This is a genomic window from Mesorhizobium sp. C277A, assembly GCF_040324395.1.
In the GTDB taxonomy this organism is placed as follows: domain Bacteria; phylum Pseudomonadota; class Alphaproteobacteria; order Rhizobiales; family Rhizobiaceae; genus Mesorhizobium.
The window spans coordinates 309,648-321,746 of the sequence record NZ_JAMYVW010000002.1 but is presented as its reverse complement, the minus strand read 5'-3'; the positions used below and the strand labels follow the sequence as shown (position 1 = coordinate 321,746).

Below are 12,099 nucleotides of genomic sequence, written 5' to 3'. Positions count from 1 at the left end.
ATGAGGAAAAGGCACACGCCGAAAGACAGGCTGATCACCGCCGCGCTCCATGTCGCGCTTGCCGCAGGGCTCTTTTTCGCGGCCTTCCCGATCTACTGGATGCTGAGCAGCTCGTTCAAGTCGAACACCGAAATCTTTGCCCTGCCGCCAACCATCCTGCCGAAGGCCTTCACGCTGGAAGCGTATGCGGCCATCCTTGGCGACCCGGTAAAGCTGCGCTTCTTCTTCAACAGCTACTTCGTGGCCGGAGCAGTGACCGTGCTGACGGTGCTGATCGCCTTGCTGGCGGCCTATGGGTTCAGCCGTTTCAATTTCCGCGGCAAGGGCAGCCTCAACACGCTCATCATCAGCACGCAGACGATCCCGCCGATCACGCTTTTGATCCCCTTCTTCGGGCTTGTCGTCTCGTATGGCATCTTCGACACCTATGTCGCGCTGATCCTGACCTATCTGGTGTTTACGCTGCCCTATGCGATCCTGCTGATGACGGGATATCTGAACACCTTGCCCCGCGACCTCGATGAAGCGGTGGCTGTCGACGGCGGCACCAGTTGGACCGCACTGTGGCGGGTGATCGTCCCGATTTCACTGCCTGGTATCGTGGCGACGTCGGTCTACACCTTCCTGTTGTGCTGGAACGAATTTCTCTTTGCGCTGACACTGACGAAGTCGACATCCATGCGCACCGTCCCGATCGGCATCCAGTTGTTGATGGGGCAACACGCCTTCGAATGGAACCAGATGATGGCGATGAGCGTGCTCGGCTCGCTGCCGCTCCTGGTCATCTACCTGGTTGCCCAGAGGTTCTTCCTCGCCGGCATGACCGCAGGGTCGGTCAAGTAGGATGTCCCTCCAACGGAGGTGGAATCAAGGAATGAAAGGATGACCGTGAAAGACCTGAAAGTCGGCTGCCAGACCTTTACCTGGGAAATGCTGGGCGACCGTTTTGCCGGCGGCCCGGACGATCTGCTCAAGGCGATCGCCAATGGCGGCTATGCCGGCATCGAGATTACCGACACGATGATCGGCCGCTATGCCGGCAAGCCAAAGGAGTTCGCGGCCGCGCTGAAATCATCCGGGCTGACGCTCGTCTCCTTCGCCTTCGGCTCCAAGAGCGGTTTCACGCTCAGGGATGAGATCGGCGCCGACCTCGAGACCGCCAAACGCTGGATCGACTTCGCCGCCGCCCTTCCCGGCGCGCTGGTGTCGATGGGCTCGGCCACGATCGTTTCCGACGGGCCGCGCGACGACAAGTTTGCCATCGCCGCCGAGGTCTACAACAAAGCCGGCGAGCTCGGGCGCGAGGCCGGCGTCCAGGTCGCGGTGCATCCAAGCTCGCATCACAACACGCTGCTGTTCGACCGCGCCGACTACGACCGCATCTTCGGGCTGCTCGACGCCTCGCTGGTGGGCTGGGTGCCCGACACCGGCCACATCTTGCGCGGTGGCCAGGACATGGCGGATACGCTCACCACTTATCGCGACCGCATCCGCTATGTGCATCTGAAGGATGTCGACGCGAATGGAACCTGGGCGATGCTCGGCAAGGGCGTCTGTGACACGGCGAAGGTGATCGAGATCGCTGGTGCTGCACCCAATTTCAACGGCTGGCTGGTGCTGGAGGAAGAGTCCGAAACGGCCGCCGCCGACCCTGCTGGCGCCGTCAAAACCAACCGCCAGACAATGCGCGGCTACGGAGCCTGAGACGATGACGACGAACAAGCCCCTGTCCGGCCCCGCCGCGATCGCTGCCCTGCCGCGCAACCGGCTGATCGGCGAGTTCTCGCTGTGGTCGGCCGACCTCGCCAACATGGAGCGCGATTTGAAGCGCATCGAGACCCATGCCGATGTCCATCATATCGACGTCGCCGACGCCCGCTTCACCCCTGGCTTCCTGTTCTTCCCGGACCTGGTGGCGCGCATCGCCAAGCTCACCGCGAAGCCGATCCATGTCCATTTGATGGTCGAAGCCGAGATCGTCGAAGAACAGACGCGCCAGTTCATCGAGGCCGGCGCCGACCTGATCAGCGTGCACGCCGAAAACGGCGAGACCGGCCTGCGCGCCGTGAAACTGGCGCATGAACTCGGGGCCGAGGCCGGCGTGGTACTGCGGCTGGAAACACCGGTCGCGGCCGTCACGCCCTTCCTGGCGGAAGTGGCGTTCGTGACGCTGCTCGGCACCTCCATCGGCGTCAAGGGCCAGAGCCTGTCGGAGCAGGCGTGTCCGCGCCTGATCGAGGCGCGCGCGCTGATGCGCAAAGCCGGCCGCGAGGCCGACATCGTGCTTGCCGCCGATGGCGGCATCCGCCACGAGACCGTGCCGCTGCTGCGCGCCGCAGGTGCGGAGACCGTGGTGCTGGGCTCGCTGGCCTTCGGCGATCCCGACCTTGCCCGGCGCATGGCCTGGCTGCACGGGCTGGAGGTCGCCGCCTGATGACCAAGCTTGCGCTCGCCTTCGATCTCGGTGGCACGGCGCTGCGCGGTGCGCTGGTCGAGAGCGATGGCCGTATCGTCGCTCATGCTTCGGCGCCGACGCTTGCCGGTGCGGGATCGGAGGCGGTGATCAGCCAGATCGTCGCTCTGGCAGGCACGCTCCTCAGGGAACACCCGCAGGCAAACGTCGCCGGCATCGGCGTCGGTGCGCCGGGGCCACTCGACCCCAAGGCGGGGATCGTCATTGCGCCGCCAACGCTGGCCGGCTGGCATGATGTGCCGCTGATCGACATTCTGGGGCGGCACTTCGGGCTGCCGGTGCGGCTGGAAAACGACGCCAATGCGGCGGCGCTCGGCGAATGGCGTTTTGGCGCCGGACGTGGCAGCGGATCGCTGGTGTTCGTGACTGTGTCCACCGGCATTGGCGGCGGCGTCGTCGCCGATGGCCACATCTATCACGGCAGGCGCGGACTGGCGGCCGAGATCGGCCACATGACCATCACCGGTGAAGGCGACCGCTGCTTTTGCGGCGCCATCGGCTGCTTCGAGGCCGTTGCCTCCGGAACCGCGCTCGGCCGCCGCGCCACGCGACTGACCGTGCCGGGCGACGGCTCGCTCTTACGACGGCTGTCAAATGACGGCGACGTCTCGGCCAGGCATGTCGTAGAGGCTGCCAAGGCCGGCGACGCCAACGCTCTCGACCTGATCGAGGCGGAAGCACAATGGCTGGGCATCGGCTTCACCAATCTCTTGCATCTCTATTCGCCCGATCTGATTGTCATGGGTGGCGGCCTTTCCAACGGGTTCGACCTTCTGGCACCGTCGATCAGAGCGGTCATCCAGCAGCGGGCGATGCCGGCCTATCGCGACGTGCCGATCGTGCAGGCTGAACTCGGCGACCGCGCCGGGCTGATCGGCGCCGCCAGCCTGATCCTGTGGGAAGGCGAACCGGGTGCGCCGCTGGCGATGGCGCAGGACGATAAGGACAGAGGCGCGACCGCCGATGCCAGAGAGGCAAGCCACGGCTGAGCTCAAACTGCGCGGCGCGCAGCGCCAGGGTCCCCGAAGAGGACCCCTACCCTTCGCGATTCCAGCTGGCGTATTTTCGGATCGTTTGCCGCTTGTCTTCCGACAAGCCAACAAGGAGATTCTCCTCGAGATAGCCTTGCCGGATGAGATTGGCGAAGACCTGTATTAGCTGTGAATAGCGATAGTCGAACATCTGGTCGATCTTCCGTCGCTGCTGCCGCAGAAAGTCTTCGACGTCCCACATTTCGGAAGGCGTTGCCGCAACGTGGGCCCTGCTCTTGAGTTCAGCCAGCGTCTTGTCGAGCGCCACCTTCAGCGCTGCGTCATAGGCTCTGCGAGCGGCCTTCCTTTCGGACGGAGACCATTTTTCGACGGTCATCGGCTATCTCTATCGAGTTCGCGGTGGCCGGCATCCGGTAGAACCCGCGACAGGCGCAGGACAGCCCCGCTTTTGGGGCCGTTCTACTTCCCGCAATGGTGATCGTTGACCTTGTTCAGCGCATTCGCGTCCGGCCCGACCCTGTCGTAGGAGCAGGGGCCGGCAGCCGTGGTGACCAGCATCTTATCATAGTAGCGCGGGCCGCCGAACAGGGCATAGAAGAGGTCGCGATGGGCGGGAACGTAGCGTTGCTCCGGTTCCGGCTGGCGATGGCGGTGCTTCTTCTCCTTGGCGAGCGCTGCGGTAGACAGGCTGCAGCCAAGCGCGAGAACAAGGGCGGAGGTCGCGAGGATCTTGATGGTCATCGGCAATACCCTTCTGACGGTTCGGAATCGCAGCATATCCAAAAGCGTGGGCCGAACAAAGGTTCCCTGATTACCATAGCCAGCGCCGAAATCAGCCTGTAACGGCACTGCGCGCCCGCCGCCTTTCCGCCGCAACCAGCAAGTCGACGAAGGCGCGCACCTTGGCCGGCCTGAAGCGCGCCGGCGGGAAGACGGCGTGGATGCCCCCGGACGGCAAGGTCCAATCCGCGAACACCCGCACCAGCCGTCCCCGCGCAATGTCGTCGGCGACACTGTAGTCCGGAAAGATGCCGAGGCCGATGCCGGCCAGCACGCAGGACAGCACGCCCGGTGTCTTGTCGCAGCTGACGACAGGGTTGAGTTCGGCCAGCACCGTTTCCGTGCCCCTCGAGAACAGCCATTGGCCGACCCCGCGCAACTGGGCGTTGCCGACCCAGGGCAGCGACTTCGCCTGCCTGGGGCTGGCTTGCCCAGGCAGCCTGGCGGCCAGTTCCGGGCTGGCGACGACGAATTGCTGCAGGCTGCCCAGCCGCCGCGCCAGATTGCTGGAATCGGCAAGCCAGCCGACGCGGATGCCAAGATCGATCTGCTCGTCGACCAGGTTGCTGACCGCATCGTCGAAGATCGTCTCGACCCGCATTTTCGGGTATTTTCTGATGTAGGCGGCGATGGTCGGCGCCACGACCTTCTCGCCATAATCGAGCGGCGCCGTCAGCCGCAGCGTCCCCGTCGGCTGCGCCGCTCGCTGCGAAATGTCGCCATAGGCTGCCTCCGCCTCGCGCAGGATGATCGCGGTCCGGTCATAGAACAGACGACCCTCTTCGGTCGCCGTCACGCGCCGGGTCGTGCGCCGCAACAGCGTAGCGCCAAGCTCTTCTTCGAGCTTGCCGACCTGATGGCTGACCACAGCCTTGGCAACATCGAGACGGTCGGCAGCGGCCGTGAACGAGCCGGTCTCCACCACGGTGGCGAAGTAGACGAGCCGGTTGAGATTGAGGAGTTCGGTCACAGGCCGCTCATTGTCTGATTTTATCAGACAGTTTGTATGATTGATCGCTATTTTTCGCAAGCGGTCCAGCTGTCATCTATTGGGCAACAGAGTGAGGCCGCCATGACCAATGCAACCCTAACCTATCTTTTCGACCCGCTCTGCGGTTGGTGCTATGGCGCCACGCCGATGCTGGATCGACTGGCCGCCGGCGGGACCGCGCTCCAACTGCTGCCGGTGGGGCTTTTCTCCGGTGCCGGCGCGCGGCCGCTGGATGCTGGTTTTGCCGCCCACGCCTGGGACAATGACCAGCGCATCGCGCGGCTGAGCGGACAGCGCTTCAGCCAGGCCTATCTCGACAATGTGCTCAATGTCAGCGGCACCTTGCTCGATTCTTCCGCTGCCACCATGGGCATCAGCGCCGCCGGACTGGACGACTGGCGCCAGCGACTTGCGGCACTGAAGGCGATCCAGCATGCCCGCTATGTCGACGGCCGCGATATTGTGACGGTTGACGGCGTCGCCGCGGTACTGGCCGACGCCGGCATGAGCGACGCGGCAAAGCTTTTGAAAGCGCCGACGCAGGCGTTTCTGGCGAAGCATGACGACCTGGTCAGCCGCGGGCGGACATTGTTCCAGCGGCTGCATGCCAATGGCGTTCCCGCGCTGGCGGTGATCGGCCAAACGGCGCCGCGCCTGATCGGCGCCAACGCGCTGTTCGGCAGCTACGACAATCTCGTCGCTCACATCGAGGCGGCGTAGTCCCAGAAATTCTCCCCAGACGAAATTCTCCCCAGACGAAAGGAAAATCCCCATGAAAATCGCACTTATCGGCGCGTCCGGCCAAGTCGGCTCGCGCCTGCTTAAGGAACTCTCCGATCGCGGTCACAGCGTCACCGCCATTGCCCGGCATCCAGACAAGATCGCGGCACTTCCGGGCGTGACTGCCAAGAAGGGCGACGTCTTCGACAAGGATGGCCTTGCCGCCCTGATCAAGGGTCATGACGCGGTGATCTCCTCGGTGCATTTTCTCGACAGCGATCCCGATACGCTCATCGCAGCCGTGCGTGCTTCCGGCGTCAAACGCTACCTCGTCGTCGGCGGCGCCGGCAGCCTTGAGGTTGCGCCCGGCAAGCGCCTGGTCGACACGCCGACCTTCCCTGATATCTACAAGGCCGAGGCGCAGAAGGGCGCCGACTTCCTCGACACGCTGCGGATGGTCGACGATCTCGACTGGACCTTGCTGTCGCCTTCGGCGCTGTTCGTCGCCGGCGAGCGGACCGGCAAATACCGCATCGGCAAGGACACGCTGCTGACGTCCGACAAGGGCAGCAGCATTTCCTTCGAGGACTATGCCATCGTCATGGCGGACGAGATCGAAAAGCCGGCGCATATCCGCCAGCGCTTTACCGTCGGCTACTGAGCGCACTTCATTGACAGGCGGGCCACTCGACGGAGCGGCCGGCGTCGGTCCTTATCGACGATAGTGCCATCGGAGCCTCCGATTGCACTATCGCTTTCTTCCGTTTCCGCTCCTGCCGCCGGTCTGCGAACTCTCGCCCGGAGCGGTTCAGGACAGGAACGGAAACATGGCAGACACAGACATCTCAAAATCGAAAATCGCTATCGTCGGCGGCAGCTCCGGAATGGGGCTGGCGTTGGCAAGGCGGTGCCTGGACTCAGGCGCCGAAGTCATCATCGTCGGCCGCAGTGAAGCCAGGCTCGAGCGTGCCGGCGAGGCGCTGCAGAACCCTTCCGGTTTGAGCGCCGTCGCGGCCGATATCGCCAGGGAGGATCAGGTCGCTGACCTGTTCAAGCGAATTGGCCGGCTCGACCATATCGTCAGCACCGCCGCCGATATCAAAGGCGCCTATGAGTTATTGCCTTCAGTCGACCTGAAGGCGGCGCAGCGGGTCGTCGAAAGCAAACTTTACGGGCCGCTGCTGCTCGCCAAGCATGGCGCGCCGCAGCTTTCGGCCAACGGTTCCATCACCTTCACCTCAGGCATCGCCGCCTATCGACCTGCCGCGCGCGGCTCCGTCGTCGCTGCCGTCAACGCTGCGCTGGAAGGGTTGGTGCGGGCGCTAGCGGTCGAGCTGGCGCCGATCCGCGTCAACGCCGTCTCGCCGGGCTGGGTCGACACGCCGATCTGGAGTTTTGTGGCCGGCGACAAGAAGCACGAGACGCTCGATGCAATGGCCAGGCGCCTGCCGGTCGGCCGCGTCGGGCAACCGGACGACATTGCCGATGCTATCGCCTTCCTGATGAGCAACGGTTTTACGACAGGGACGGTTCTGCATGTCGAGGGCGGTCACCGGCTGATCTGAGCGCAGCGAAATTCCTGGCCGCGGCAGCCAGCAGCAGTTTCAGCGCCGGCGGTTGCACCCGCCGGCGGCGCCAGATCATGACCAGCGACGCCGTGCGGGCCGAACCCGGCCATGGTAATTCGACGATCTCGCCGCGATCGAGCGCGTCGGCAACGGCCAGCCGCGGCACCAGGCCCATGCCGACACCAGTCGCCACCAGGCCCGCAATGGCGCCGATGCTGCCGACTTCGGCGGCAAGTTCTGGCGCTGCAATCTCGGCAAAGGCAGTGTCGAACATATGCCGGTAGACGCATCCGGTTTCCGTCACCACGAAACGCATCGCGGCGAGCGTGGCCAGGTCGCTCTGCCCCGATGCGGGCGCATGTTCGGGTGAGGCGACAAGGACCAGCGGCTCGGCCGATATCGTGCGCCGGGTCAGACGTTCGTCCAGACCGCCTTTGTCGAAACAGAAGGCGACGTCGATCTCGCCTTCTTCGAGCTGCCGCAGCAGGGCATCGCTGCCGGCGATTTTGAGCCGCAGACCGATCTCCGGGTGGTCGCCTCGAAAGGCCGCCAGCCATTGCGGAAGTTTGACAGTGGCAATCGTCTCCAGCGCGCCGACCGTAACCGTTCCGGCGGTCATTCCCGGCGTTGCCTCGACGGCAATACGCGCCTCCTCCGCCAGTTGCAGAATCTCTTCCGCATAGGGTTTCAGCGCGCCGCCGGCCGTCGTCAGATCGAGGCCGTGGCGCGAGCGGATGAAGAGGACGATACCAAGTTCGCTTTCCAGCGACTGGATCTGGTCGCTGACGCTCGACTGCGCCAGATGAACCTCCCGCGCTGCGCGGGTGATGTTGCGGTGCCGCGCCACGGCGAGGAAGGTCTTGAGCAATCGTGGGTGCATGCCGTTTCCGGATCTGGTCTCAGTCCGATATTTCGGGCTTGGCCGGTCCATTTGCAACCCTGGTTCATTTGCAACCCATTGACGCCGGCGTCATCTGGTTGCGGCAGACCAAGGGGCCAGAATTTCGCGGCAATGACCCGCAAGTTTTCCCACGGCCGGCGCGGTGGCCCAAGAGATCGCCTCTGGCAGATCGCATCGCACGTATGCTCTATGCCAAGCTGATTTCCAGCACCGATGGAAGGACCGACATGCCCCGCCCGCAAGGAACCATCGCCCCGATCCTGACGCCGTTCGAGAACGATGGCCGCATTGCCCGTGACCTGTGGATCTCACATGCCAAATGGGTGCTGGGCCAGGGCGCCCATTTGCTGTCGCCGTTCGGCACCACGGGCGAGGCACTGTCGCTCTCGCTCGACGAGCGCATGCAGGCGCTGGAATGGCTGGTTGCATCAGGCATTTCGCCGGGGCGCATGATGCCCGGCACCGGCGTCACCGCACTGCCCGAAACCGTCGAACTGTCGAAGCACGCGGTCGGCCTCGGCTGCGCCGCCGTGATGGTGCTGCCATCGTTCTTCTACACGGCCGCCGGGGACGATGGCCAGGCGCGCTACTACAGCGAGCTGATCGAAAGGGTGGCCAACCCGGCGCTGAAGATGATCCTCTACCACATCCCGCAGAACTCCGGCGTGCCGGTAAGCCCTGCCCTGACCGCCCGGTTGAGCGCGGCGTTTCCAGAGACGGTCGTCGCCTACAAGGATAGCGCCGGCGACTGGAACAACACGGCGGCGGTGATTGCCGCCGCACCCGACGTCGCGGTGTTCCCCAGCTCGGAGGCGCAACTGACCAAGGGGCTTGCCAGTGGTGCTGCGGGCTGTATCTCCGCGACCGTCAATCTCAACGCCGCGGCCATCCGCGACCTCTACGACGCGACGATCGCTGGCCAAGACGTCACGGAAGCGGACGCCGCGATCAGGGCGTTCCGCAAGGTGATCCAGGATGCAGGCCTGATCCCGGCAACGAAGGCCGTGCTGGCGGTGCGCTCCGGCGACAAACGCTGGCTGAACCTGCGCGCCCCGCACCAGAATGCAACGCTGGAAAGCGGCAAGGCGCTGCTCACGGCGCTCGGTCCCGCAGCCGATCATATTGGCCGCAACTGAGGCTCAGCACAGCGTCGAACCGCCACCGAGCGCCACGACAGCCAACGTCCGTCCCGATTTCGTGGAGTAACGTGCCGAGTGAAGCCCGGATTGTCTCCTCACAATGGAGCCGCTTTGTTCTACACAAACCGAGGCAGGATTCGCGCAACGGCATGACAACCGGATCGCTTATCCCAGGCCAGCTTTGAAAGCCCGGCAGATCGATCCCATGGAGATGCCTTCATTGGCAGAATAAACCCCCGCCTTGCCGTCTAGCGGCGATGCGTTCTCGACATATTTGTGATGGATGCCCACGACTTTCCAATTGCGATTGAACACCGGGCTGCCTGAGCTGCCATTGTCGGTCGGCGATCGATAGTGCATGCGCTGCGGCTTTGCTTCCGCCAGAGGCTCGAACGCCACAAGCCGGCCGTCGAGGAACGAAAAAGAAATTTCCTGCCCCAACGGATGGCCAATAACGACCGCGGTTGGATCGGGCGGCATCACCAACGGCAAATCCACCACTTCCAAAGGATCGATGTCGGATACGTCGTTGTTGAGCTTCAACACGCTGCAATCGTGAGTTCCTACGGAAAGACACTTCACAATCTTCGCCACCGTGTAAACCTTGTTGCCGGGCTGAAGCTGGAACGTGACCTGAACATCTCCCGGCAATGCGGCCCCGCTCTGCGATGGATCGCTGACCACGTGAGCGTTGGTTATCACGACCTGCCCGATTGCGGGGTCGAGCCCAATGTCGGCCGCGGAGACGAGGAAGCCCGTGCCAAGGGGGGCAAAGCCGGAACGAATCATCGCGATCGATTCAGCCGACTTCATCGCAAATCGTAGCGCCACGAGTGAGACCGGGGGAGTTGTGCCGATCAGGGCCTGAAGCTGGTCGGCATTGCCTTTCGTCAAATGGAAGCCTCCCCCCATCTCCACGAGAGCGTCCAGAACGAGGCCTCCGATTATGGCGCCTTCCTCGATCTCGCCAATGCGCCATATTTGCGAAAGCTGCCGATGCGCGCTGGCAAGGGTAAAATTGTCGGTGCGCTCGGACCCGATCGCCTTTTGATACCAATCACGCGCCCCTGCATAGTCCTGAAGCGCTACGCACATCTCGCCTGCCGCTGTGGGGATCCACGGGTCATCGTTGCCGTCGCCGCGGTAGTCAGCTGCCATGCGTTTCAGAATATCTTTGGCAAGCTCGGTCTTCGAGCCGAAATCATGGGGCAGCTCGTGGCTTTCAGCGAGATGTGCCACGGCAACGATCTGCGTCCCGTGCCATGCCAGCATTCCGACATCGTCGGGATTGGTTTCCAATCCTTTCGAGTAGCACTCGTAGGAGCTCTTTAATGCTCTCTTTGCTACATCGAGGCGCTTTTGTCCTATCGCCTCATAGGCAATGTCCTTCCATGCCCTCCCGCGTATGCCGTGAATCTCCGACGCTTCCTTGGCGAACTCCTCGGCCGAGGCCTCCAAAGCAAGATTTCCCAGAATGCCGATTGCGGCCACCTGATTGCCGCGGTCGACCAGGGCTTGCGCATAGATGGTCCAGATACGCGGCGTGCAGTAACCGGCCTTGATGAACGTCTCACCCAGCATCTGTATCTGGTCGTACCTGCGGTTGCGCCGAAGTTCTTTCATCAGCGCCGCGCCAAGCGCCCCCGCGCTGTCCGAAGGCTCCGGCAGGGCCATCCCCAGCCGCTCGCAGAGTTCTCGCAGTTCCCTCAGATCATACCTGCGATTGGCCGAAATTGCCTGTTCGATGAGTTCCTTGTAGTCGTCCATTGTCTTGTTCCCCGTCCCTACGGCTCTCTTGCCTGTGTCATTCGGTCCGCCGCCGGCCCGTCAGCCGCAATGAAATCATAGGGGCTGCGAGATATCCCTCGATCTGAAGCAGCGCAGTACGTCTCCTGCCGGCACTGCGCTTGCTCGCAGCTGGTTCGCGGCAACACGGCTTCCGGAGAAATCGTCCCGGGTTAAGTTGAGGGGTATGTCATGGACCATATCCTTGCCTCCATTCTGGTGGGTAGTCGCTACATACGGGAGATCCACTTGCGCCAGGGCCCGAAGCATAGGTGTACCAAAGTCGGCTACCTATAGTGGATATTTTCTTTCTACCGCAGGCAGCACCGCCTGGCAGCGATTGGCCGCCTCGTGCAGTGCGCGCTACCAGCGCTGGCCGGCGACAATGCCGCGCTCCGGGTCCAGATCGAGAAAATAGCCGTCCCAGCCATTGGAAATCAGCCAGTCGCGTATGGCACGCGCCTCGGCATTGTTGCGGCTCGAATGGCTGAAAAAATGCGTGACACGTTATCGCCCCTCAGCGACAATAAATTCTGACATCACATCGTCATGCGGGGAAAGTTTATAGAGAAGAAATAGGAAAGAAACAGAAACAAATAGACGGATAGCCAGCAACTGACAGAGATTGGCCTCGTAAAGCATGCAGGAGCCAACGCGCGATCAGATGGTGACCGCATGGCCGTCCCACAGGCAATCCGGCTGGGCCCGAGCAGAATGTTCACGCTTCCAGGCACAGTGCGATGCCGCCAT

General features: G+C 63.2%; 13 protein-coding genes. 8 read left to right on the top strand and 5 right to left on the bottom strand.

The genetic code is table 11. From position 1 onward, the window contains the following. From NKK52_RS01605 to NKK52_RS01590, 4 genes are read left to right on the top strand one after another with little or no spacing between them, the layout of a single operon-like run. Positions 1 to 843 (top strand): carbohydrate ABC transporter permease, encoded by an 843-nt coding sequence (locus tag NKK52_RS01605; protein WP_023682646.1) that lies wholly within the window; start codon positions 1 to 3, stop codon positions 841 to 843. A 39-nt stretch (positions 844 to 882) separates the two neighbouring features. Beyond that, positions 883 to 1,704 carry a sugar phosphate isomerase/epimerase family protein gene (locus NKK52_RS01600; protein WP_023682647.1) on the top strand — a complete coding sequence of 274 codons (822 nt, stop codon included), beginning with the start codon at positions 883 to 885 and terminating at the stop codon, positions 1,702 to 1,704. 4 nt (positions 1,705 to 1,708) lie between these two features. Beyond that, on the top strand, positions 1,709 to 2,434 hold the full coding sequence (locus tag NKK52_RS01595) for a ribulose-phosphate 3-epimerase (protein WP_023714874.1): 726 nt from the start codon (positions 1,709 to 1,711) through the stop codon (positions 2,432 to 2,434). Further along, positions 2,434 to 3,462, top strand: a complete 1,029-nt coding sequence (locus NKK52_RS01590; RefSeq protein WP_023682649.1) for an ROK family protein — start codon at positions 2,434 to 2,436, stop codon at positions 3,460 to 3,462. Before NKK52_RS01595 ends, NKK52_RS01590 begins: the two co-directional genes overlap by 1 nt. A gap of 46 nt (positions 3,463 to 3,508) precedes the next feature. Here NKK52_RS01590 and frp read toward each other — a convergent pair whose 3' ends face one another. The 3 genes from frp to NKK52_RS01575 all read right to left on the bottom strand — a co-directional run bounded on the left by frp (position 3,509) and on the right by NKK52_RS01575 (position 5,215). Beyond that, a complete protein-coding gene (gene frp / locus NKK52_RS01585) occupies positions 3,509 to 3,841 on the bottom strand; it encodes a fluorescence recovery protein (protein WP_023682650.1) in 333 nt (110 codons plus the stop codon). An 83-nt stretch (positions 3,842 to 3,924) separates the two neighbouring features. Beyond that, positions 3,925 to 4,206, bottom strand: coding sequence for a hypothetical protein (locus tag NKK52_RS01580; protein ID WP_023686988.1), 282 nt, complete (start codon positions 4,204 to 4,206; stop codon positions 3,925 to 3,927). A gap of 91 nt (positions 4,207 to 4,297) precedes the next feature. Next, positions 4,298 to 5,215, bottom strand: coding sequence for a LysR substrate-binding domain-containing protein (locus tag NKK52_RS01575; RefSeq protein WP_023714875.1), 918 nt, complete (start codon positions 5,213 to 5,215; stop codon positions 4,298 to 4,300). 102 nt (positions 5,216 to 5,317) lie between these two features. On the opposite strand from NKK52_RS01575, the gene NKK52_RS01570 reads away from it, so the two are divergent. The 3 genes from NKK52_RS01570 to NKK52_RS01560 all read left to right on the top strand — a co-directional run bounded on the left by NKK52_RS01570 (position 5,318) and on the right by NKK52_RS01560 (position 7,521). After that, positions 5,318 to 5,956 (top strand): DsbA family protein, encoded by a 639-nt coding sequence (locus NKK52_RS01570; RefSeq protein WP_023682653.1) that lies wholly within the window; start codon positions 5,318 to 5,320, stop codon positions 5,954 to 5,956. A 52-nt stretch (positions 5,957 to 6,008) separates the two neighbouring features. After that, the gene (locus NKK52_RS01565) at positions 6,009 to 6,617 is read left to right on the top strand and encodes an NAD(P)-dependent oxidoreductase (RefSeq protein WP_023682654.1); all 609 of its coding nucleotides are present in this window, start codon (positions 6,009 to 6,011) and stop codon (positions 6,615 to 6,617) included. A 166-nt stretch (positions 6,618 to 6,783) separates the two neighbouring features. After that, complete coding sequence (locus NKK52_RS01560) at positions 6,784 to 7,521, top strand: SDR family oxidoreductase (protein WP_023682655.1); 738 nt, start codon at positions 6,784 to 6,786, stop codon at positions 7,519 to 7,521. Here NKK52_RS01560 and NKK52_RS01555 read toward each other — a convergent pair. Next, on the bottom strand, positions 7,472 to 8,404 hold the full coding sequence (locus NKK52_RS01555) for a LysR family transcriptional regulator (RefSeq protein WP_023682656.1): 933 nt from the start codon (positions 8,402 to 8,404) through the stop codon (positions 7,472 to 7,474). The two genes, NKK52_RS01560 and NKK52_RS01555, sit on opposite strands and share 50 nt — an antisense overlap. A gap of 248 nt (positions 8,405 to 8,652) precedes the next feature. Here NKK52_RS01555 and NKK52_RS01550 point away from each other — a divergent pair, with 248 nt between their 5' ends. Further along, positions 8,653 to 9,561: a dihydrodipicolinate synthase family protein gene (locus NKK52_RS01550; RefSeq protein ID WP_023682657.1), complete on the top strand. Its 909-nt coding sequence runs from the start codon at positions 8,653 to 8,655 to the stop codon at positions 9,559 to 9,561. Positions 9,562 to 9,729: 168 nt separating this feature from the next. Here NKK52_RS01550 and NKK52_RS01545 read toward each other — a convergent pair whose 3' ends face one another. Further along, positions 9,730 to 11,331, bottom strand: a complete 1,602-nt coding sequence (locus tag NKK52_RS01545) for a S1 family peptidase (RefSeq protein WP_023682658.1) — start codon at positions 11,329 to 11,331, stop codon at positions 9,730 to 9,732. Positions 11,332 to 12,099 lie beyond the last annotated feature (768 nt).

Coding starts and splice junctions, on each gene's coding strand:
- NKK52_RS01580 (WP_023686988.1), bottom strand. CDS start 4,206: ATGACCATCAAGATCCTCGCGACCTCCGCCCTTGTTCTCGCGCTTGGC.
- NKK52_RS01550 (WP_023682657.1), top strand. CDS start 8,653: ATGCCCCGCCCGCAAGGAACCATCGCCCCGATCCTGACGCCGTTCGAG.
- NKK52_RS01565 (WP_023682654.1), top strand. CDS start 6,009: ATGAAAATCGCACTTATCGGCGCGTCCGGCCAAGTCGGCTCGCGCCTG.
- NKK52_RS01595 (WP_023714874.1), top strand. CDS start 1,709: ATGACGACGAACAAGCCCCTGTCCGGCCCCGCCGCGATCGCTGCCCTG.
- NKK52_RS01605 (WP_023682646.1), top strand. CDS start 1: ATGAGGAAAAGGCACACGCCGAAAGACAGGCTGATCACCGCCGCGCTC.
- NKK52_RS01555 (WP_023682656.1), bottom strand. CDS start 8,404: ATGCACCCACGATTGCTCAAGACCTTCCTCGCCGTGGCGCGGCACCGC.
- NKK52_RS01600 (WP_023682647.1), top strand. CDS start 883: ATGACCGTGAAAGACCTGAAAGTCGGCTGCCAGACCTTTACCTGGGAA.
- NKK52_RS01570 (WP_023682653.1), top strand. CDS start 5,318: ATGACCAATGCAACCCTAACCTATCTTTTCGACCCGCTCTGCGGTTGG.
- NKK52_RS01545 (WP_023682658.1), bottom strand. CDS start 11,331: ATGGACGACTACAAGGAACTCATCGAACAGGCAATTTCGGCCAATCGC.
- NKK52_RS01590 (WP_023682649.1), top strand. CDS start 2,434: ATGACCAAGCTTGCGCTCGCCTTCGATCTCGGTGGCACGGCGCTGCGC.
- NKK52_RS01560 (WP_023682655.1), top strand. CDS start 6,784: ATGGCAGACACAGACATCTCAAAATCGAAAATCGCTATCGTCGGCGGC.
- frp (WP_023682650.1), bottom strand. CDS start 3,841: ATGACCGTCGAAAAATGGTCTCCGTCCGAAAGGAAGGCCGCTCGCAGA.